We start from the raw sequence: 16,505 nt of genomic DNA, 5'->3' as shown, positions 1-16,505 counted from the left end.
ACTTCTTGGGTATGGCCTACCGGCGCACACCCGCCGTCCAGGAACGCCTGGACGCTCTCCGCACCACCCTCATCGACTCCGCGATCGGGCTGATCGCCCGCGACGGTTACGCCGGATGCTCGATCTCCGCGGTCGCCGCGGAGGCCGGCGTCGGCACCGGCACCGTCTACCGGCACTTCTCGAACAAGGGCGAACTGTTCGCGGAAGTGTTCCGCATCGTCTGCAGTCGCGAGGTGAGCGCCGCCGTCGAATCCGGTAACACCGCCCGTGCCGACGAGGGTCGTTGCGTCGCCGCCGTTTCCGCCTCCGTCGCCACGTTCGCCGAACGCGCGCTGCGCGCACCCACCCTGGCGTACGCACTGCTCGTGGAACCCGTCGACCCGCAGGTCGACACGGAGCGCCTGCTGTTCCGCGAATCGTTCCGCGACGCCCTCGCGGTGGCGATCGCCGGCGCCGTCGAGGCCGGGGAGATCCCGGACCAGGACGCGTCGGTCACGGCCGCCTGCATCGTCGGCGCCATCGGCGAAGCACTGATCCTGCCCCTCGCCCGCGGCGCCGCCGACGCCGCGATCATCCCCGCCCTGCTCACGTTCACCCTTCGATCCCTCGGGAGCCCGACATGAGTGCCACACACGAGGTCGTCAACCAGGTGCCGCCGCTGATCAATTTCGACGCCGCCGATTACGCACCGATCCTCGAAGCGCTGCAACGCGAAGGCGCCCACGACGCGCTCGAAGAATTGCACGACGTCGGACGCCTCGCCGGGAGCGAGGAGGCGCAGCGCTGGGGCGACCTCGCCGAGGCGCACCCTCCCGTCCTGCGCACCCACGACCGCTACGGCCACCGAATCGACGAGGTCGAGTACGACCCGGCCTACCACCAGCTGATGACCACCGCCGTCGAGATGGGCCTGCACGGCGCACCGTGGGCCGACCCGCACCCGCGCGCCCACCTGGTACGGGCCGCGAAGATGGCGGTGTGGGGCCAGGTCGACGCCGGCCACGGCTGCCCGATCTCCATGACGTATGCCGTCGTCCCCGCCCTCCGGCACAACCGTGAGCTGGCGGAACGATACGAACCGTTGCTCACCGCCCGGGTCTACGATCCCGCGCTGCATCCTCCGCTGACGAAGGCCGGGCTGATCGCCGGGATGTCGATGACGGAGAAGCAGGGCGGCTCCGACGTCCGCGCGGGCACCACCCGGGCCGTGCCGCAGTCCGATGGCAGCTACCTGCTGACCGGGCACAAGTGGTTCACGTCGGCGCCGATGTCCGACGTGTTCCTGGTGCTCGCCCAGGCACCCGGCGGACTGTCGTGCTTCTTCCTGCCCAGAGTCCTGCCGGACGGGACCCGCAACCGAATGCACCTGCAGCGCCTCAAGGACAAGCTCGGCAACCACTCCAACGCCAGCAGCGAGGTCGAGTACGACGAGGCCGTTGCCTGGCTCGTCGGCGAGGAAGGTCGCGGGGTTCCGACGATCATCGAGATGGTCAACATGACCCGCCTCGACTGCACCATCGGCACGTCCACCGGCATGCGGGTCGGCACGGCGCAGGCCGCACATCACGCCGTGCACCGGAGCGCGTTCGGCGCCCACCTGGTGGATCAGCCGCTGATGCGGAACGTGCTCGCCGACCTCGCCGTCGAGTCGGAGGCGGCTACGACCGTCGCCCTGTGGCTGGCCGCGCTGACCGACCGGGCGACCGCGGGCGACGAGCACGCGAACACGCTCCGCCGCATCTCGCTGTCGGTCAGCAAGTATTTCGTCTGCAAGCGCGGGCCGATCCATGCCGCCGAGGCCCTGGAATGCCTGGGCGGCAACGGGTACGTGGAGGAATCCCGGATGCCGCGACTGTACCGGGAGGCGCCCCTGCTGTCGGTGTGGGAGGGCTCCGGCAACGTCGCCGCCCTGGACACCCTGCGCGCGATGGCCAAACAGCCGGAGACGCTTCAGGTGTTCTTCGACGAACTCGGCGCGACCGCCGGCGCCGACGCGCGACTCGACGCCGCCGTCACGGATCTGAAGGCGAGTTTCGGCGACCTCGACACGCTCGAGCACCGGGCGCGGCGAATCGTCGGCGACATGGCGGTCGCCCTCCAGGGTTCGCTGCTCGTCCGCCACGGGCACCCGGCGGTGGCCGACGCGTTCTGCGTCAGCCGGCTGTCCGGCGACTGGGGCACCGTGTTCGGCACACTGCCGACCGGCGTCGACACCGCCGCCATCATCGACCGCGCCACCCCCAAGGTGGGGTCATGACCGACCACGCCGGCACCCGCCCGGCGGCCTGGCGCGACGGCTGGGACGAGGGCGCAGACTCCCTGTTCGCGGGTCGTGAACCGGACCGGGCCGACGAGCCGGAGTACCGGACCCTCAGCTACGAGGTGACCGGACGCATCGCCCGGATCACGTTCGACCGGCCGGAGCACGGCAACGCGATCACCGCCGACACTCCCGTGGAGCTCGCCGCCACCGTGGAACGCGCCGACCTCGACCCGCGCGTGCACGTGATCCTGCTGTCGGGGCGCGGTAAAGGATTTTGCGGCGGATACGACCTGGGCGTCTTCGCGGAGAACAGCGGCGGCAGCGGCGAACGACCGGGCGAGACGACGGGCACCGTCCTCGATCCGATCGTGCAGGCACGCAACCACAATCCGTTCGCCAACTGGGATCCGATGGCCGACTACGCGATGATGAGCCGGTTCAACCGTGGCTTCGCGAGCCTGCTGCACGCGAACAAGCCGACCGTCGCGAAGATCCACGGATTCTGCGTGGCGGGCGGCACCGACATCGCGCTGTACTGCGACCAGATCGTCGCCGCGGACGACACGAAGATCGGCTATCCCCCGACCCGGGTGTGGGGTGTGCCGGCCGCCGGCATGTGGGCGCACCGCCTCGGCGACCAGCGGGCGAAACGACTCCTCCTCACCGGCGACTGCATCACCGGACGGCAGGCGGCCGAGTGGGGTCTCGCCGTGGAGTCGGCGCCCGCGGACGAACTCGACCGCCGCACCGAGGACCTCGTCGAGCGGATCGCGCAGATGCCGATCAACCAGCTGATGATGGTCAAACTCGCGCTGAACAGCGCGCTGCTCGCGCAGGGCGTCGCCAACTCGACGATGGTGGGCACCGTCTTCGACGGGATGTCCCGGCACACCCGCGAGGGGTATGCGTTCCAATTGCGCTCGGCCACCGCCGGATTCCGTGAGGCCGTCCGCGAACGCGACGAGCCGTTCGGCGACCACAAGCAGTCCCGTCCGGGGCGCTGATCCGCTCCGCGACCACCCGGCCGCCTCACGCTTCGGTGCGCGCGGACGCGGCGGCGGCCCGTGCCATGAGCAGGTTGCGTTCCCGCCGGGTGGGTGCGGTGGCCGCGGCGTCCTCGAGCGTCCGGGCTGCCTCCTCGTAGCGGCCGAGGCGTTCGAGAACTTCGCCTCGCACCGCGCCGTACAGATGGAGGCGGGCCAGCCGGGGATCGTCCCGCACCGCGTCGAGGGCGGCCAGCGCCGCGTCCGGGCCGTCCGAATGCAGCAGCGCCACCGCGCGATTGAGTTCCACCACCGGCGACGGCGCCACCTGCGCCAGCGCGTCGTACAGGGCGACGATCGCCTCCCAGTCCGTGTCCTCGAAACGAGGCGCCCGGGCGTGACATCCGGCGATCGCGGCCTGCAACGAATAGGGACCGAGCGGGCGGCCCAGCGCGACGGCCCGCTCCAGCGCGGCATTACCGTGCTTCAACAGGATGCGGTCCCACCGCGACCGGTCCTGATCCTGCAACAGGATCGGTTCACCGCCCGGGCCCAGCCGAGCGGCGAACCGCGACGCCTGCAACTCGGTCAGCGCCACCAGTCCGTGCACCTCGGGCTCACGGGGTAGCAGTCCGGCGAGGACACGGGCGAGCCGCATCGCCTCGGCGGCGAGGTCACGTCGTATCCAGTCCTCACCCGACGTGGCGGCGTAGCCCTCGTTGAACACCAGGTAGACCACCTCGAGCACCGCCGACAGTCGCGCCGGAAGTTCCTCGCGCGCCGGCACCTCGAACGGCACCTTCGCCTCCGACAGCGTCCGCTTGGCCCTGCTGATCCGCTGTCCCATCGTCGCCGACGGCACCAGGAACGCCCGCGCGATCTCGTCCGTCCGGAGACCACCCACCAGCCGGAGTGTCAACGCCACCCGCGACTCCCGGGGAAGCACCGGGTGACACGCCACGAACACCAGCGCCAGCAGATCGTCCTCCACACCCTCGACCGCGTCCGGCGCGGGCATCGCGCTCGGCTGCTGCGCCGAGGGGTCCACGGCGATCTGCGTGTACTTCGACTGCTGCGACCGCTCACGGCGAATCCGATCGATCGCCTTGTGTTTGGCCGTCGCCGTCAGCCACGCACCCGGATTGTCCGGGACGCCGTCCCGCGGCCACTGCTCCAGCGCCAGCACGAACGCGTCCTGCGCGATCTCCTCGGCCGTGCCGACATCACGGACGAGACGGGTGAGGGACGCGATGAGCCGCGGCGACTCCATCCGCCACACCGCCTCGACCGTGCGCCGCGCGTCCATGTCAGCGGTCGGGGTGCTGCTCGCGGATCCGCGCCGCGAGCGCCTCTTCCCGCTCCCGCAACTCCGGCGTGAACTCGTCCCCGAAGTCGTCCGACTCGAAGATCGGCCGCACCTCGATCAGCTGTCGTATTCCGGTGCCGGGGTCGGCGGGGCACTTCTTCACCCACTCGATCGCCTCCTCGAGAGACCGCACCTCCCAGATCCAGAAACCCGCGACGATCTCCTTCGACTCCGTGAACGGGCCGTCGACCACCGACGTCGTGCCGCCCTCGAACACCACCCGCGCCCCGGCGCTGGTCGGCTTCAGACCCTGCCCGTCGAGCATGATCCCGGCGTTCACCAAGTCCTCGTTGTACGCGCTCATCGCGGCGAGCATCGCCTCCGTCGGGGCGATCTTGTCTTCGTCGGCTCCGGCACCCTCGATCATCACCATGACCCGCATGATTTCCTCCTCGATTGTGGTCGGTCCCGGCCTCTGCCCGGACTCACACGGTACGTCGAACGGCGGGCCCGGTTTTCGACATCAGCCGTGAGTACTTGTTAACCGCCAGCGGTTGGCAAGTACTCACGGGGGCGATTGCAACACGATGCAACGCTTGCCGCTCAGCTCCGACCGGCGTGTGCTGTATGTCACATACCGAGCGAAGGAGAGGTACATGACACAGACGGTCCAGCCGACTGAGGTGCAGACGACCCTGACCCCCCAGGAACGCGTCGACCTGTGGTTGGCGAGCTTCGAATCCGCTCTCGCCACGCGCGACGTCGATCGCGCCGCGGGCATGTTCGCCGTCGACAGTTTCTGGCGGGACCTGGTGGCGTTCACCTGGAACCTCAAGACCGTGGAGGGGCGCGACGCCGTCGCCGCGATGCTGCACGCACGCCTCGACGACACCGACCCGACGAACTTCCGCACCACCGAGACCCCGGACGAGGCGGACGGCGTCACGTCCGCGTGGATCGAATTCGAGACGGCGACGGGCCGGGGCAAGGGGCACCTGCGGCTGAAGGACGACGAGGCGTGGACGTTCCTCACCACCATGCAGGAGTTGAAGGGCCACGAGGAACGCCGGGGACGGAACCGCGTCAAGGGCGCGGTCCACGGCTCCGGCGGCGACACCCAGAGCTGGGCGGAGAAGCGGGAGATCGAGGAGCGGGAACTCGGCTACACCCGGCAGCCGTACGTTCTCGTGATCGGCGGCGGCCAGGGCGGCATCGCGCTCGGCGCACGGCTGCGCCAACTCGGGGTGCCGGCCATCGTCGTCGACAAGAACGAACGCCCCGGCGACCAGTGGCGCAACCGGTACAAGTCGCTGTGCCTGCACGACCCGGTCTGGTACGACCACCTGCCGTACATGCAGTTCCCGGACAACTGGCCGGTGTTCGCCCCGAAGGACAAGATCGGCGACTGGCTCGAGATGTACACGAAGGTGATGGAGATTCCGTACTGGGCGTCCACCACCTGCACGTCCGCGAGGTTCGACGAAGAAACGAAGGAGTGGACCGTCGTCCTCGACCGCGACGGCGAAGAGGTGGTGCTCCACCCGAAGCAGTTGGTGCTCGCCACCGGCATGTCGGGCAAACCGAACGTTCCGACGTTCCCCGGCCAGGACGTCTTCCGCGGTGAGCAGCACCACTCGAGCCGGCACCCCGGTCCGGACGCCTACGCCGGGAAGCGCGTCGTCGTCGTCGGAGCCAACAACTCGGCGCACGACATCTGCAAGGCGCTCTTCGAGACCGGCGCCGACGTGACGATGCTGCAGCGGTCGTCCACGCACATCGTGAAGTCGGATTCGCTGATGGACCTCGGCCTCGGCGACCTCTACTCGGAGCGCGCGCTCGCGGCGGGCATGACGACGGAGAAGGCCGACCTCACGTTCGCGTCGCTGCCGTACAAGATCATGCACGAATTCCAGATCCCGATCTATCAGAAGATCGCCGAACGGGACAAAGACTTCTACGAGCGACTCGAAAAGGCCGGTTTCAAGCTCGATTTCGGTGACGACGGTTCCGGTCTGTTCATGAAGTACCTGCGCCGCGGGTCCGGCTACTACATCGACGTCGGCGCGTCCGAACTCGTCGCGGACGGCAGCATCCACCTCGTGTCCGGACAGGTCGACCATCTCAGCGAGGACGCCGTGGTTCTCACCGACGGCACCGAGTTGCCTGCCGACCTCGTCGTCTACGCCACCGGCTACGGGTCGATGAACGGCTGGGCCGCCGACCTCATGGGCCAGGAAGTGGCCGACAAGGTCGGAAAGTGCTGGGGTCTCGGCTCCGACACCACCAAGGACCCCGGGCCGTGGGAGGGCGAACAGCGCAACATGTGGAAGCCCACCCAGCAGGAAGCGCTGTGGTTCCACGGCGGCAACCTGCACCAGTCGCGGCACTACTCGCTGTACCTCGCCCTGCAGCTCAAAGCGCGGCACGAGGAGATCCCGACACCGGTCTACGGGCTGCAGGAGGTGCATCACCTCAGCTGATCGGTCCCGACACAACGCGGGCGCCTCGCATCGTGCGGGGCGCCCGCACACTGTGTGCGTCCAGACACGGTGTGCGGCCAGACACGGTGTGCGGCAGATTGTTACCTCGCCTCGAGGACCCCGGTCATCTGTTTGACGGTCTTGCCCGCGAGTACCTCGAACGCGAGGCGGGCGGCGGGGTCGGCGAAGCGCGCCAGGCCGGTGAATTCGAGATGCGCGCGGTAGGTGATCGACGTCGAGGCGTCGTGCACCTTCTCGAACGACAGGTCGTCCGACGTGACCGCGGCTCCGTTGCGACCCTCGAAGACGACGTGATCGGGGTCGTCGCGGGTCATGCGGTAGGTGAGTTCGGTGGTGCGCCCGAAGAACGAGGACACGTTGCGCCATTCCGTGCCCACCGCCACCGGACCGGGCGTGGTCTGCTCGCACTTCTCGGTCCCGGGATCCCAGGCCGTGGTGTTCGCGAAGTCACGCAGGTATGCGACGACTTCCCCGAGCGGTGAGGCGACGGTGAACGTTCTGCTGACGTCGGCCACGCGGGCCTCCTATGCGCAGTCGCGGCAGATCAGCTGCCCGCCCTCTTCGGACGCGAGACGCGAACGATGATGGACCAGGAAGCAACTGCTACAGGTGAATTCGTCGGCCCTCTTCGGGACGACCCGGACCGTGAGTTCCTCACCGGACAGGTCGGCGCCGGGCAGTTCGAAGGACTCCGCCGTGTCGGTCTCCTCGACGTCGACGACGGACGACTGCGAGTCGTTCCTCCGTGTCTTCAGTTCTTCGAGCGAGTCCGCGGCGAGTTCGTCGTCGACGGTAACCCGTGGTGCGTCGTAGTCGGTTGCCATGACTTCCTCCCTTTGGCTCATGTTCCCCGTGTCGTGAAATTCCACACTTGCGGGGCACGGTTGCTAGACAACGCACCGATCCCGCATTTTGTTCCCGGGCGGCCACAGCTGCCCTGTGATTGCGGGATGCCCGTTCCGGGTACCACTCAATCAGCCGATCGGAAGGTGGTCTGTCGATGACGAGTGCGCGCGACGAGCACGGCAATCCCGTGCCCGACCCGGAGCCGGTGCCGCCGTCACCGGGCCCTCCTCCGGTGCCGCCGACGCCGACACCACCCCACCCGTTTCCGCCGGAGCCGGGTCCGGAACCCGCACCGCCCGAGCCGGGACCGCAGCCTGGTCCGCCGGGGCCGACGCCGCCCCCTGGTCCGCCGATTCCCGAGCCGACTCCCCCGTTTCCGCCACAGATGCACAGCCCCACCCACTCCCTGTAGGTTAGCCTCACCTACAGGTGAGGTAGTGGATGCGAACGCTCAACCGTCGCAAGTTCCTGACCGTGAGCGCCGGGGTCGGCATGGCCGCCGTCGCCGCAGCGTGCTCGTCCGGCACCGAAGCCGGCTCCGAAGGCGACACCCGGACGGTGACGCACAAGAAGGGAACGACCGAAGTCCCGGGCGACCCCCAGCGGATCGTCACCGTCGGCTACTCCGACCAGGACACGCTCCTCGCGTTCGGACGGACGCCGGTCGGCGTCACCGACTGGTACGGCGACTATCCGGACGCCACCTGGCCCTGGGCCCAGGACGCGCTCGGCGGTGCGCACCCCGAAGTCTTCAACCGCGGACAGTTCACCGGTGAGGCCAACTTCGCGTACGAGGAGATCGCGAAACTCGGCCCCGACCTGATCCTCGCGCTGTACATCGACGTCGACGACGACGCGTATCAGCGACTTTCGGCCATCGCGCCCACCGTCACGACATCTCCGGACTACCCCGATTTCGGCATGCCGTGGCAGGACGCCGTCCGCATCGTCGGCACCACCCTCGGCGAGGACCGGAAGGCGGATCAACTCGTCGCCGACGTCGACGACCTGGTCGCGCAACAGCGCGCCGCCCACCCCGAATTCGAGGGCAAGACGGTCGCGGTGGCCGAACTGGGCGACGCCGGCTCGTTCTACGTCCGCTCCCCGAACGACCCCCGCTCACGCCTGATGACATCGCTCGGGTTCGTCGTCCCGGAGCAGATCACCCAGCTCGCGGGCGACCAGGACGCGTTCACCATCAGCAAGGAACAGCTGAACATCCTCGACGTCGACGTCCTCGTCTTGAACGTGGGCAGCAGCCCCGGCGCCGAAGCGCAGATCACCGCGGACCCCGTCTATCAGTCGCTGCCGGTGGCGAAGGCCGGACGGGCCGTGTTCGTCGACGACCCCACCGTCTCCGGCGCTCTCACCTGGGGCACCGTCCTCAGCCTCCCTTACGCCGTCGACGCCCTCGTGCCGAAACTGGCGGAGGCCGCCGGCAAACCGGCCTGACCGTTCACTCCGACTCGTCTTCGAGCCGGGTGAGCGCGACCAGCGTCCGGACCCCGTGCACCATGGCGCGTTCGTCGAGGTTGAAACCCGGCTGGTGCAGCTCCTGGGGTGTGCCGGTGCCGTCCCACACGCCGAGCCTGGCCATCGCGCCCGGGACCTTCTCGAGGTACCAGGCGAAGTCCTCGCCGCCGCTGGACTGATGGGCCTCGCCCAGGTGGTCGAAGCCGACGACCGATTCGATCGCCTCACGCAGGTCGGCGGTGCAGTCGGGATCGTTGACGACGGGCGGGACACCTTGCCGGTAGGAGAGCTCGTACCGCACGTTGTACGGTGCGAGCAGGTGGCAGATCGCGTCCGTGACCAGCGGTTCGAGCAAGGCCCACGTCTCGCGGGACGCACTGCGCAGGGTGCCGACCAGTTCACCCGACTCGGGCACGGAGTTCGCGGCCTGCCCCGCGGCCACCTTGCCCCACGTGAGGACGGTCGCGGTGCGGGCGTCGATGCGGCGGTCGAGCACGGACGCGAGTCCCGTCACCAGGACGGCGGCGGCGTGGATCAGATCGCCGGTCAGGTGCGGCCGGGCGGTGTGCCCGCCCGACGACCACAACCGCACGGTGACGGAGTCGTTGGACGAGGTGATCGGCCCGGTCCGGGTGGCCAGCTTGCCGACTTCGAGGTGCGGGTCGCAGTGCAGTGCGAAGATCTTCGACACCCCGTCGAGTGCGCCCGCGGCGATCGTGTCGACGGAGCCGCCGGGTGTCGTCTCCTCGGCGGGCTGGAAGATGAGCCGCACCCGGGTCGGCGGCGGGTACTTCACGAGGACCGACGCCGCCCCCATCAGCATCGCGGTGTGCGCGTCGTGACCGCAGGCGTGCGACACCCCGGGGACCGTCGACTCGAACGGGAGACCCGTCGTCTCGGCGACCGGCAGTGCGTCGAGGTCGGCGCGCAATGCGACGCAGTCGCCCGTCTCCGGACCGAGATCGCACCACAGGCCGGTGCCGCCGGGCAACACGACGGGTTCGAGGCCGAGACCGACGAGGTGGTTGCGCACGATTCCGGTGGTCCGGCGTTCCTCGAACGACAGCTCCGGATGCGCGTGCAGATCCCGGCGCCACTCGATCAGCTTCTTCTCGTCGAGCTCCGTCGACTCCGTCCACGTCATGTCGGCGGTGTCGGCGCGATCCCACAGCCTGGCGCTCCAATACCGCCGGGTCCGGCGACCACCCATCGAGGTCGGGTCCGTCTTGGGCGGCGCGGGCGGGACCTCCACCTCGGGGAGGTGCTCGGTGCGGCCCGCCGTCTCCGCGAGCAGCAGGTCGACGACGTCGGTGAGCCGGCCTCGGCGAGCGAGCGCATGACGTTGCCGGGCCGCGGAACTCCCGTGGGCGGACGCTTCGGCGGACAACTCCAGCACGGTGTCCCAGTCGCCTGCCTGCTCGAGCTGCGGTCGCAGGGAGTTCACGAAGTCGCCGACGAGGTCCGACGCGGGACGCGCCTGCGGAAACCGCACGTCGACCAACTCCCCCTCCAACCCCGACCGCGCCGCCCGCCACAACGCCGCCCGCGTCAGGGTCGGAACCACCTCGACGCCCTTCGTCCCGGCGCGCAGACCCTCCACCTCGCGTTCCACGAGCGCCCGGAACAGTGCGGCGACGAGCACGACCGTGTCCAGCCGCGGGCAGCTGTCGCACACCCGCAACTCCAGGGTCGGAAGCTTCACCGACGGCCGGACGTCGAAATACGCCATGCCCGGGTCGCTGATCACCCCGCTCGCGACCAGGTCGTCGATCAGGGCGCCGTACTCGACCGCAGAGGAGACCGGCGCGGCCGGACCGGTGCTGGGCCAGCGCAACCACAGAAGCGTCCGCGCGCTGGCATAGCCGGTGTCCGCACCGTCCGACCGGAACGGGGAACTTGCGCTGAGCGCCAGGAGGACGGGCATGTGCGGGGCGACACGGTGCGCGACCTGCACGGCCTCGTCACGGTCGGGCAGGTCGACGTGAACCTGGGTGCCGCAGATCAGCTGCTCACGGGCGAGCACCTGGTAGTCCGCGAGCATCCGCCGGTAGCGCTGCGTCCCCGTCACGTGCATCTCGGCGGGCAGCGCCAGCGGCATCGAACCCGCGGCCGCCACCCCGATCCCGAGTCCCTCGGCCGCGTCGATCAGCACCGTTCGGTGCCGCTCCAGATCGCTGCGCAGGCCGTCGAGGTCGGCGTACACACCGCTGTTCACCTCGACGACGCACTGCTGGAGTTCGTCGACGTACACGTCGTCGGGAAGTCGTGCCAGCAACTCCGGCGCGCGGGTGGTCAGGCGCCGGGTCTTGCGATCGATGAGATGGAATTCCTCTTCGACCCCCACTTTCCGTGGGTCGCTGACGAGCACGATGTGCCTCTATTTCCCTGTGGCACCCTCGGTATGGTCGAAGAACGCCCAGGTGCCGTCCGGGGGATCGTTCACATCGTTGTTCGCCATGGTCGATGGGTTCCCCGCCGGTCGGGGTCTGAACCATCGGATGGACTATCCCCTCTTCTTCACACCGCATTCGCGGTTCAGCCGGTGCCGTCACCCATCACCGCGCCCTCCCGCCGCGGGTCCGCGCCGCCGACCCACCCCGAGTCCTGACGCTGCAGCGCACTGAGCCCGCTGGACTGCGGTGCGACCGACACCTGGTGACCCATCGCCCGCAGTTGCACGATCAACGGGTCGGCGGCGCCGTCGTCGACCGCGTCGATGTTCGGATGCTCTCCGCCGACGCCGGTGACTGGGGTGTTGGCCGCCCCGAAGTCGACCGCCGACACGGCCTGCTGCGGGTTCAGGCCCCAATCCAGCATTCCCACGAGCGTTTTCACGACGAACTGGATGATCACCGAACCGCCCGGCGACCCGGTCGCGAACTGGACGTCGCCGCGTGAGCCGTCGCTGCCGCGGTCGAAGACGAGTGTCGGTGCCATCGAACTCCGCGGCCGCTTACCCGGTTCGACGCGGTTGGCGAGGGGCGCCCCGTCGGGGCCGACCGGCTGGGCCGAGAAGTCGGTGAGCTGATTGTTGAGCACGAAGCCGTCCGTCATGTGGAACGAGCCGAACGCCGATTCCACCGTCGTCGTCATCGATGCGACGTTGCCGTATTGGTCGGCGATCGAGATGTGGCTGGTGCCGTGTTCCTTGTCCTGCGGCTGCACACCGAGCGGAACGGGCCCGAAGTTGCCGGGTTGCGCGGTGCCCATGCTCTTGCCCGGGTCGATGAGGCCGGCCCGCTGCTTCAGGTAGTCCTCGTTCAGCAGTGTGTCGAGGGAATTGCCGGGCAGCGGAACGAAATCGGAGTCCGCGACGTATTTGTCCCGGTCGGCGTACGCCAGGCGCTCGGCCTCGGAGATGAGGTGCACGGCCTCCGCCGTCGGCTTTCCGCCGTTGTCGTCGAGGTTCGTCGGCCCGTACTGCGACAGGTCGAAGTTCTCCAGGATGCCGAGCGTCGCCGCGACCGCGGTGCCGCCGGACGACGGGTTCGGCATGCCGCAGATCTCGTGGTCGCGGTACGGCGTGCACAGCGGTGTCCGCTTCTTCGCCTGGTAGTTGGCGAGGTCGTCGAGGGTCATCTGGCCGGGTGTGCGGCCGCCCGACGCGGTCGCCGTCGCGTCGACGATGCCCTGGGCGATCGCCCCTGTGTAGAAGGCGTCGGCGCCGCCCGCGGCGATCGCTCCGAGCGTCTTGGCCATGGCCGGGTTCGTCAGCTTCGTCCCGGCCGGCTTCGGGCTGCCGTCGGGGTTCAGGAAGTACGCCTTCGACGGCTCGTCGACGGCCAGGTCGGGCGCGGACGCGGCGATCTGCCCGGCCATCCGCGGGCTGATCTCCAGCCCCTGGTCGGCGAGGGAGATGGCCGGGTCGAACAGTTCCCGCCACGCGTCCCGCCCGTGGTCGCGGTGCGCCATCTCGAGCATCCGCAGGACGCCGGGCACCCCGATGGACCGTCCGCTCGCGCGGGCGCCGGGCTTGGGCTCGGTGCGGTCGGTGTCGCTGATCCAGCGGAGGTAGTTCTCCGTCGCGGCCATCGGCGCGACCTCGCGCCCGTCGTACGCCTCGACACTGTTCTGCCCGGCGTCGTAATAGAGCAGGAACGCGCCGCCGCCGATTCCGGAGGACTGCGGTTCGACGAGACCGAGAACGGTCTGGGCCACGATCAGCGCGTCGGCGGCCGTCCCGCCGTCCCGCAGCACCTCGCACGCGGCCTGCGTCGACACCGGATTGGCGGTGGAGACCGCATACGACGCGGTGGTCACGGGCGTCATCCCGGAGCGGTACACGGTGGCGATCTCGGGGTTGGTCGCAAGGTTCTGGGTGGTCGGCGCCGGGCCGGGCGGTGGCGGCGCCTTGGAGACCGGGGTGCCGTTGGGAACATCCGCGCACGTGGCCGCCGGATCGCTCTGCGGTTCCTCGTCCGACGAGCACGCGGCCAGCACCCCGACGCAGAGAGCCGCGGCCAACGAGGCCCGAAATACTGTTCCGATTCCCGTCACAGGACCCATCACCGAACCCTAACAGCGGGAATCCGGCGACGACCGGCTAAAGACGAGGTCCGAAGTGCCGGTTGAGGATTCGGTACCCGAGCTCGTGCAGATGGTGGTGCTCGCGCCACCGGTCGCGGGTCCACGCCGGGTCGGTGTGGGCGGCGGTGATCGCGGCGGTCGTCGATGCGTGCAGATCGAACTCGAGGTCCCGGCAGAGTTCGGCGACGGCACCCGGTTCCCGGGCGTCGCCGAGTCGCCCGATCGTCGCGGCCACCTGCTCGTCCGCGTCGCTCAGGATCCGCCGGTACGAACCAGGGAGCACGGTCCACAACACCACCAGCGCCACCGCGACACCGAGCACGGTCTCGACGAGCCGGTCGCGGGACACGGTCATCAGGTCCACGTGCGTGCCGCGGCTACCGAGCACCAGGGCGAGCGGGGTGATGAACACCATCGCCAGCCCGTAATTGCGGACGAGGAACGCCTCGATCCCCGCCATCAGACCCGCCACCACGAGGACCAGCACCGCCGCCGACAGGTCGAGCGACGACAGCACGGCGAGCACCACCAGTCCGAGCACCGTTCCGAAGAACCGGTGCAGCCCGCGGTACGTCCCCAGCACCCGGTCCGGTCCCTGGTGCAGGATCATCGCCGCGGTGATCACCGCCCAGTCGGGCCTGCCGACACCGAACCCCAGCGCGAGGAGACCGGCCGCGGGGCACGCGACCAGCAGTCGCGCGACGATCGTCCAGGACCGGCCCCGCAGATGCGAAGCCCGGCCGAGCCGATAGCGGATCGACGGCCGCGGCAGCGGGACCTGCGGCCGCAGGTCGTCGACATCCGACGCGTGGTCCGCGTCGACACCGTCCACCGTCGCCGCACAGCGCAGGTGCGCCGCGCGCAACGTGCGGGTCAGCGGGTGATCACCGCCGACGAGGGCGGCGTCGTGGAGGCATTGCCAGGCGGCGTGCAGCGACCGCACCGCGTCCCGCCGGGAACCGGGCGAGGACCCGTCGGAGAGTGCGGTGTCGACTGCGGCGACCGCAGTCGCGACCGCGGCACGCTCGGGGGTGCGGGGACGAACGATCCGCCCCGACATCGACACGAGCAACGCCGACACCGCCCCGGCCGCCGCCCAGGCCGTCACCTCCGCCACGGAGACACCGAGCGCAGGCAGCGCGGACGAGATCTCCACGGTGAGCAGCGGAAGGAAGGCGCCCGGCGCGCCGAGTCGCAGTCCGTCGACGACGAACGCGCAGACGGCGACGACCACGGTCATCGCGAGGACGAGCGCCATCCCCCACAACGCGGACCCGCCCGCCGCCGTCGCGTCGTGCACGAATGCGCCGACCGCGGCGCCGACGCCGGCCAGGAGCACCATCACGGCGGCGGCGATCGACACCACCCGCCACCGCACCCGGTACGCCCGGCCCTCGCCGTAGACGACGGCGAACGCACCCAGGGTGGCGGTCGCCGCGACAGCCGAATGTCCGAGCGCGACCCCCGCCAGCGCGGGCAGGCCCACGGCCACGCCGGCGCGGACCACGCCCGGCCAGCGTCGACCCAGCTTGGGCACCCCGAGAAGCAGCGACCGTGCCGGGGCCGGCGCAGGGATCGGCACACCGTGATCCCGCGATCCGGTTCCCTGATCCTGCGCACCTACCGACACGACCACTCACCCTACGAGCGGTCGCGTCACTCGAAGCAGTCGATGAGGTGCATCTCACGTGTGCGGATCGACTCCCCACGTGAGTGACAAAGTGTGCCCCGGGACGCTTTGCCACTCACCTGGGGGTCGCTCACCTGGGGGTGGTCGCTCACCTGGGATTGGCGCCGACGACGACGGTGGCGCCCACCTCGCCGGACGTCTCGATCCGGGTGGTGAGCCCGGCCGCCGCGAACGCCTCGGCGGTAAGCGGGGCCTGACTCTCGCTGGTCTCGATCAGCAGATGGCCGCCCGGCGCGAGCCAGTCGCGCGCCCCGGCGGTGACGCGCCGCTGGATGTCGAGTCCGTCGGCGCCGCCGTCCAGTGAGACCCGCGGCTCGTGGAACCGGGCCTCCGGCGGCATCAACCTGATCGCGTCGGTGGGCACGTAGGGGGCGTTGGCCACCAGGACGTCGATGCGTCCCCTCAGCGCGGTCGGCAACGGTGCGTACAGGTCGCCCTCGAACACCCGGGCCGGTTCGGCGAGGTTGCGTCGCGCGCACCGGACCGCGGCAGGGTCGATGTCGACCGCGTACAACTCGACGCCGTCGAGGGTGTCGGCGAGCGCGGCGCCCACCGCTCCCGAACCGCAGCACAGGTCGACCACGACCGCGTGCGGGCACGCGAGGGCGGCGGCCTGCTCGACGAGGAACGCGGTGCGACGCCGCGGCACGAACACCCGCGGATCGACCTCGATCCGGAGCCCGCAGAATTCGGCCCAGCCGAGGACGTGTTCGAGCGGGACGCCTGCGACGCGGCGGTCCAGCATCGAGGCGAGTTCGTCCGACGTCCGGGCGGCGGCGACGATCAGGCGCGCCTCGTCCTCGGCGAACACACAGCCGGCGGCGCGCAGCCTCGTGACGAGGACGAACTCGAGGGACGGGGAGAGAGACACTGGCATGGGAGAGCCTTTCGGAATGCCGATGGGCGCTCTCCCGGT

At 69.9% G+C, this 16,505-nt stretch carries 13 protein-coding genes; 5 read left to right on the top strand and 8 right to left on the bottom strand.

Annotated elements, in window-relative coordinates; all coding sequences use genetic code 11:
* Positions 1-11 precede the first annotated feature (11 nt).
* From CJ179_RS22285 to CJ179_RS22275, 3 genes are read left to right on the top strand one after another with little or no spacing between them, the layout of a single operon-like run.
* Positions 12-623: a TetR/AcrR family transcriptional regulator gene (locus tag CJ179_RS22285; RefSeq protein ID WP_072938145.1), complete on the top strand. Its 612-nt coding sequence runs from the start codon at positions 12-14 to the stop codon at positions 621-623.
* Positions 620-2,257 (top strand): acyl-CoA dehydrogenase family protein, encoded by a 1,638-nt coding sequence (locus CJ179_RS22280; protein ID WP_072938147.1) that lies wholly within the window; start codon positions 620-622, stop codon positions 2,255-2,257. Before CJ179_RS22285 ends, CJ179_RS22280 begins: the two co-directional genes overlap by 4 nt.
* On the top strand, positions 2,254-3,267 hold the full coding sequence (locus CJ179_RS22275; protein ID WP_072938149.1) for a crotonase/enoyl-CoA hydratase family protein: 1,014 nt from the start codon (positions 2,254-2,256) through the stop codon (positions 3,265-3,267). Before CJ179_RS22280 ends, CJ179_RS22275 begins: the two co-directional genes overlap by 4 nt.
* Before the next feature lie 25 nt (positions 3,268-3,292).
* Here CJ179_RS22275 and CJ179_RS22270 read toward each other — a convergent pair whose 3' ends face one another.
* A complete protein-coding gene (locus CJ179_RS22270; protein ID WP_095862925.1) occupies positions 3,293-4,552 on the bottom strand; it encodes an RNA polymerase sigma factor in 1,260 nt (419 codons plus the stop codon).
* Position 4,553: 1 nt separating this feature from the next.
* On the bottom strand, positions 4,554-4,994 hold the full coding sequence (locus CJ179_RS22265; protein ID WP_072938154.1) for a YciI family protein: 441 nt from the start codon (positions 4,992-4,994) through the stop codon (positions 4,554-4,556).
* Positions 4,995-5,208: 214 nt separating this feature from the next.
* Here CJ179_RS22265 and CJ179_RS22260 point away from each other — a divergent pair, with 214 nt between their 5' ends.
* Positions 5,209-7,032 carry an NAD(P)/FAD-dependent oxidoreductase gene (locus CJ179_RS22260; RefSeq protein ID WP_072938157.1) on the top strand — a complete coding sequence of 608 codons (1,824 nt, stop codon included), beginning with the start codon at positions 5,209-5,211 and terminating at the stop codon, positions 7,030-7,032.
* Positions 7,033-7,133: 101 nt separating this feature from the next.
* Here the strand turns inward: CJ179_RS22260 and CJ179_RS22255 are convergent, their stop codons facing one another.
* Both CJ179_RS22255 and CJ179_RS22250 read right to left on the bottom strand, forming a co-directional pair.
* Entirely contained in the window at positions 7,134-7,568 is a 435-nt protein-coding gene (locus tag CJ179_RS22255) for an SRPBCC family protein (protein WP_072938160.1), read from the bottom strand.
* Between the two features lie 9 nt (positions 7,569-7,577).
* Positions 7,578-7,877, bottom strand: a complete 300-nt coding sequence (locus CJ179_RS22250; RefSeq protein ID WP_005248611.1) for a DUF4193 domain-containing protein — start codon at positions 7,875-7,877, stop codon at positions 7,578-7,580.
* Positions 7,878-8,340: 463 nt separating this feature from the next.
* Between CJ179_RS22250 and CJ179_RS22240 the strand changes: the two genes are divergently transcribed.
* Positions 8,341-9,351, top strand: a complete 1,011-nt coding sequence (locus CJ179_RS22240; protein ID WP_095862924.1) for an iron-siderophore ABC transporter substrate-binding protein — start codon at positions 8,341-8,343, stop codon at positions 9,349-9,351.
* Positions 9,352-9,355: 4 nt separating this feature from the next.
* Here the strand turns inward: CJ179_RS22240 and CJ179_RS22235 are convergent, their stop codons facing one another.
* From CJ179_RS22235 to CJ179_RS22220, 4 genes are all read right to left on the bottom strand, one after another.
* Positions 9,356-11,740 (bottom strand): glutamate--cysteine ligase, encoded by a 2,385-nt coding sequence (locus CJ179_RS22235; protein WP_095862923.1) that lies wholly within the window; start codon positions 11,738-11,740, stop codon positions 9,356-9,358.
* 167 nt (positions 11,741-11,907) lie between these two features.
* The gene (gene ggt, locus CJ179_RS22230) at positions 11,908-13,878 is read right to left on the bottom strand and encodes a gamma-glutamyltransferase (RefSeq protein WP_095862922.1); all 1,971 of its coding nucleotides are present in this window, start codon (positions 13,876-13,878) and stop codon (positions 11,908-11,910) included.
* Between the two features lie 37 nt (positions 13,879-13,915).
* Positions 13,916-15,481 (bottom strand): FUSC family protein, encoded by a 1,566-nt coding sequence (locus tag CJ179_RS22225; RefSeq protein ID WP_257015702.1) that lies wholly within the window; start codon positions 15,479-15,481, stop codon positions 13,916-13,918.
* 196 nt (positions 15,482-15,677) lie between these two features.
* A complete protein-coding gene (locus CJ179_RS22220; protein WP_072938174.1) occupies positions 15,678-16,466 on the bottom strand; it encodes a putative protein N(5)-glutamine methyltransferase in 789 nt (262 codons plus the stop codon).
* Positions 16,467-16,505 lie beyond the last annotated feature (39 nt).

It is taken from the genome of Rhodococcus sp. ACS1, assembly GCF_002300155.1.
Lineage (GTDB): Bacteria > Actinomycetota > Actinomycetes > Mycobacteriales > Mycobacteriaceae > Rhodococcus_F > Rhodococcus_F koreensis.
The sequence above is the reverse complement of the archived record's forward strand: the minus strand, read 5'-3'. Positions and strand labels throughout refer to the sequence as shown.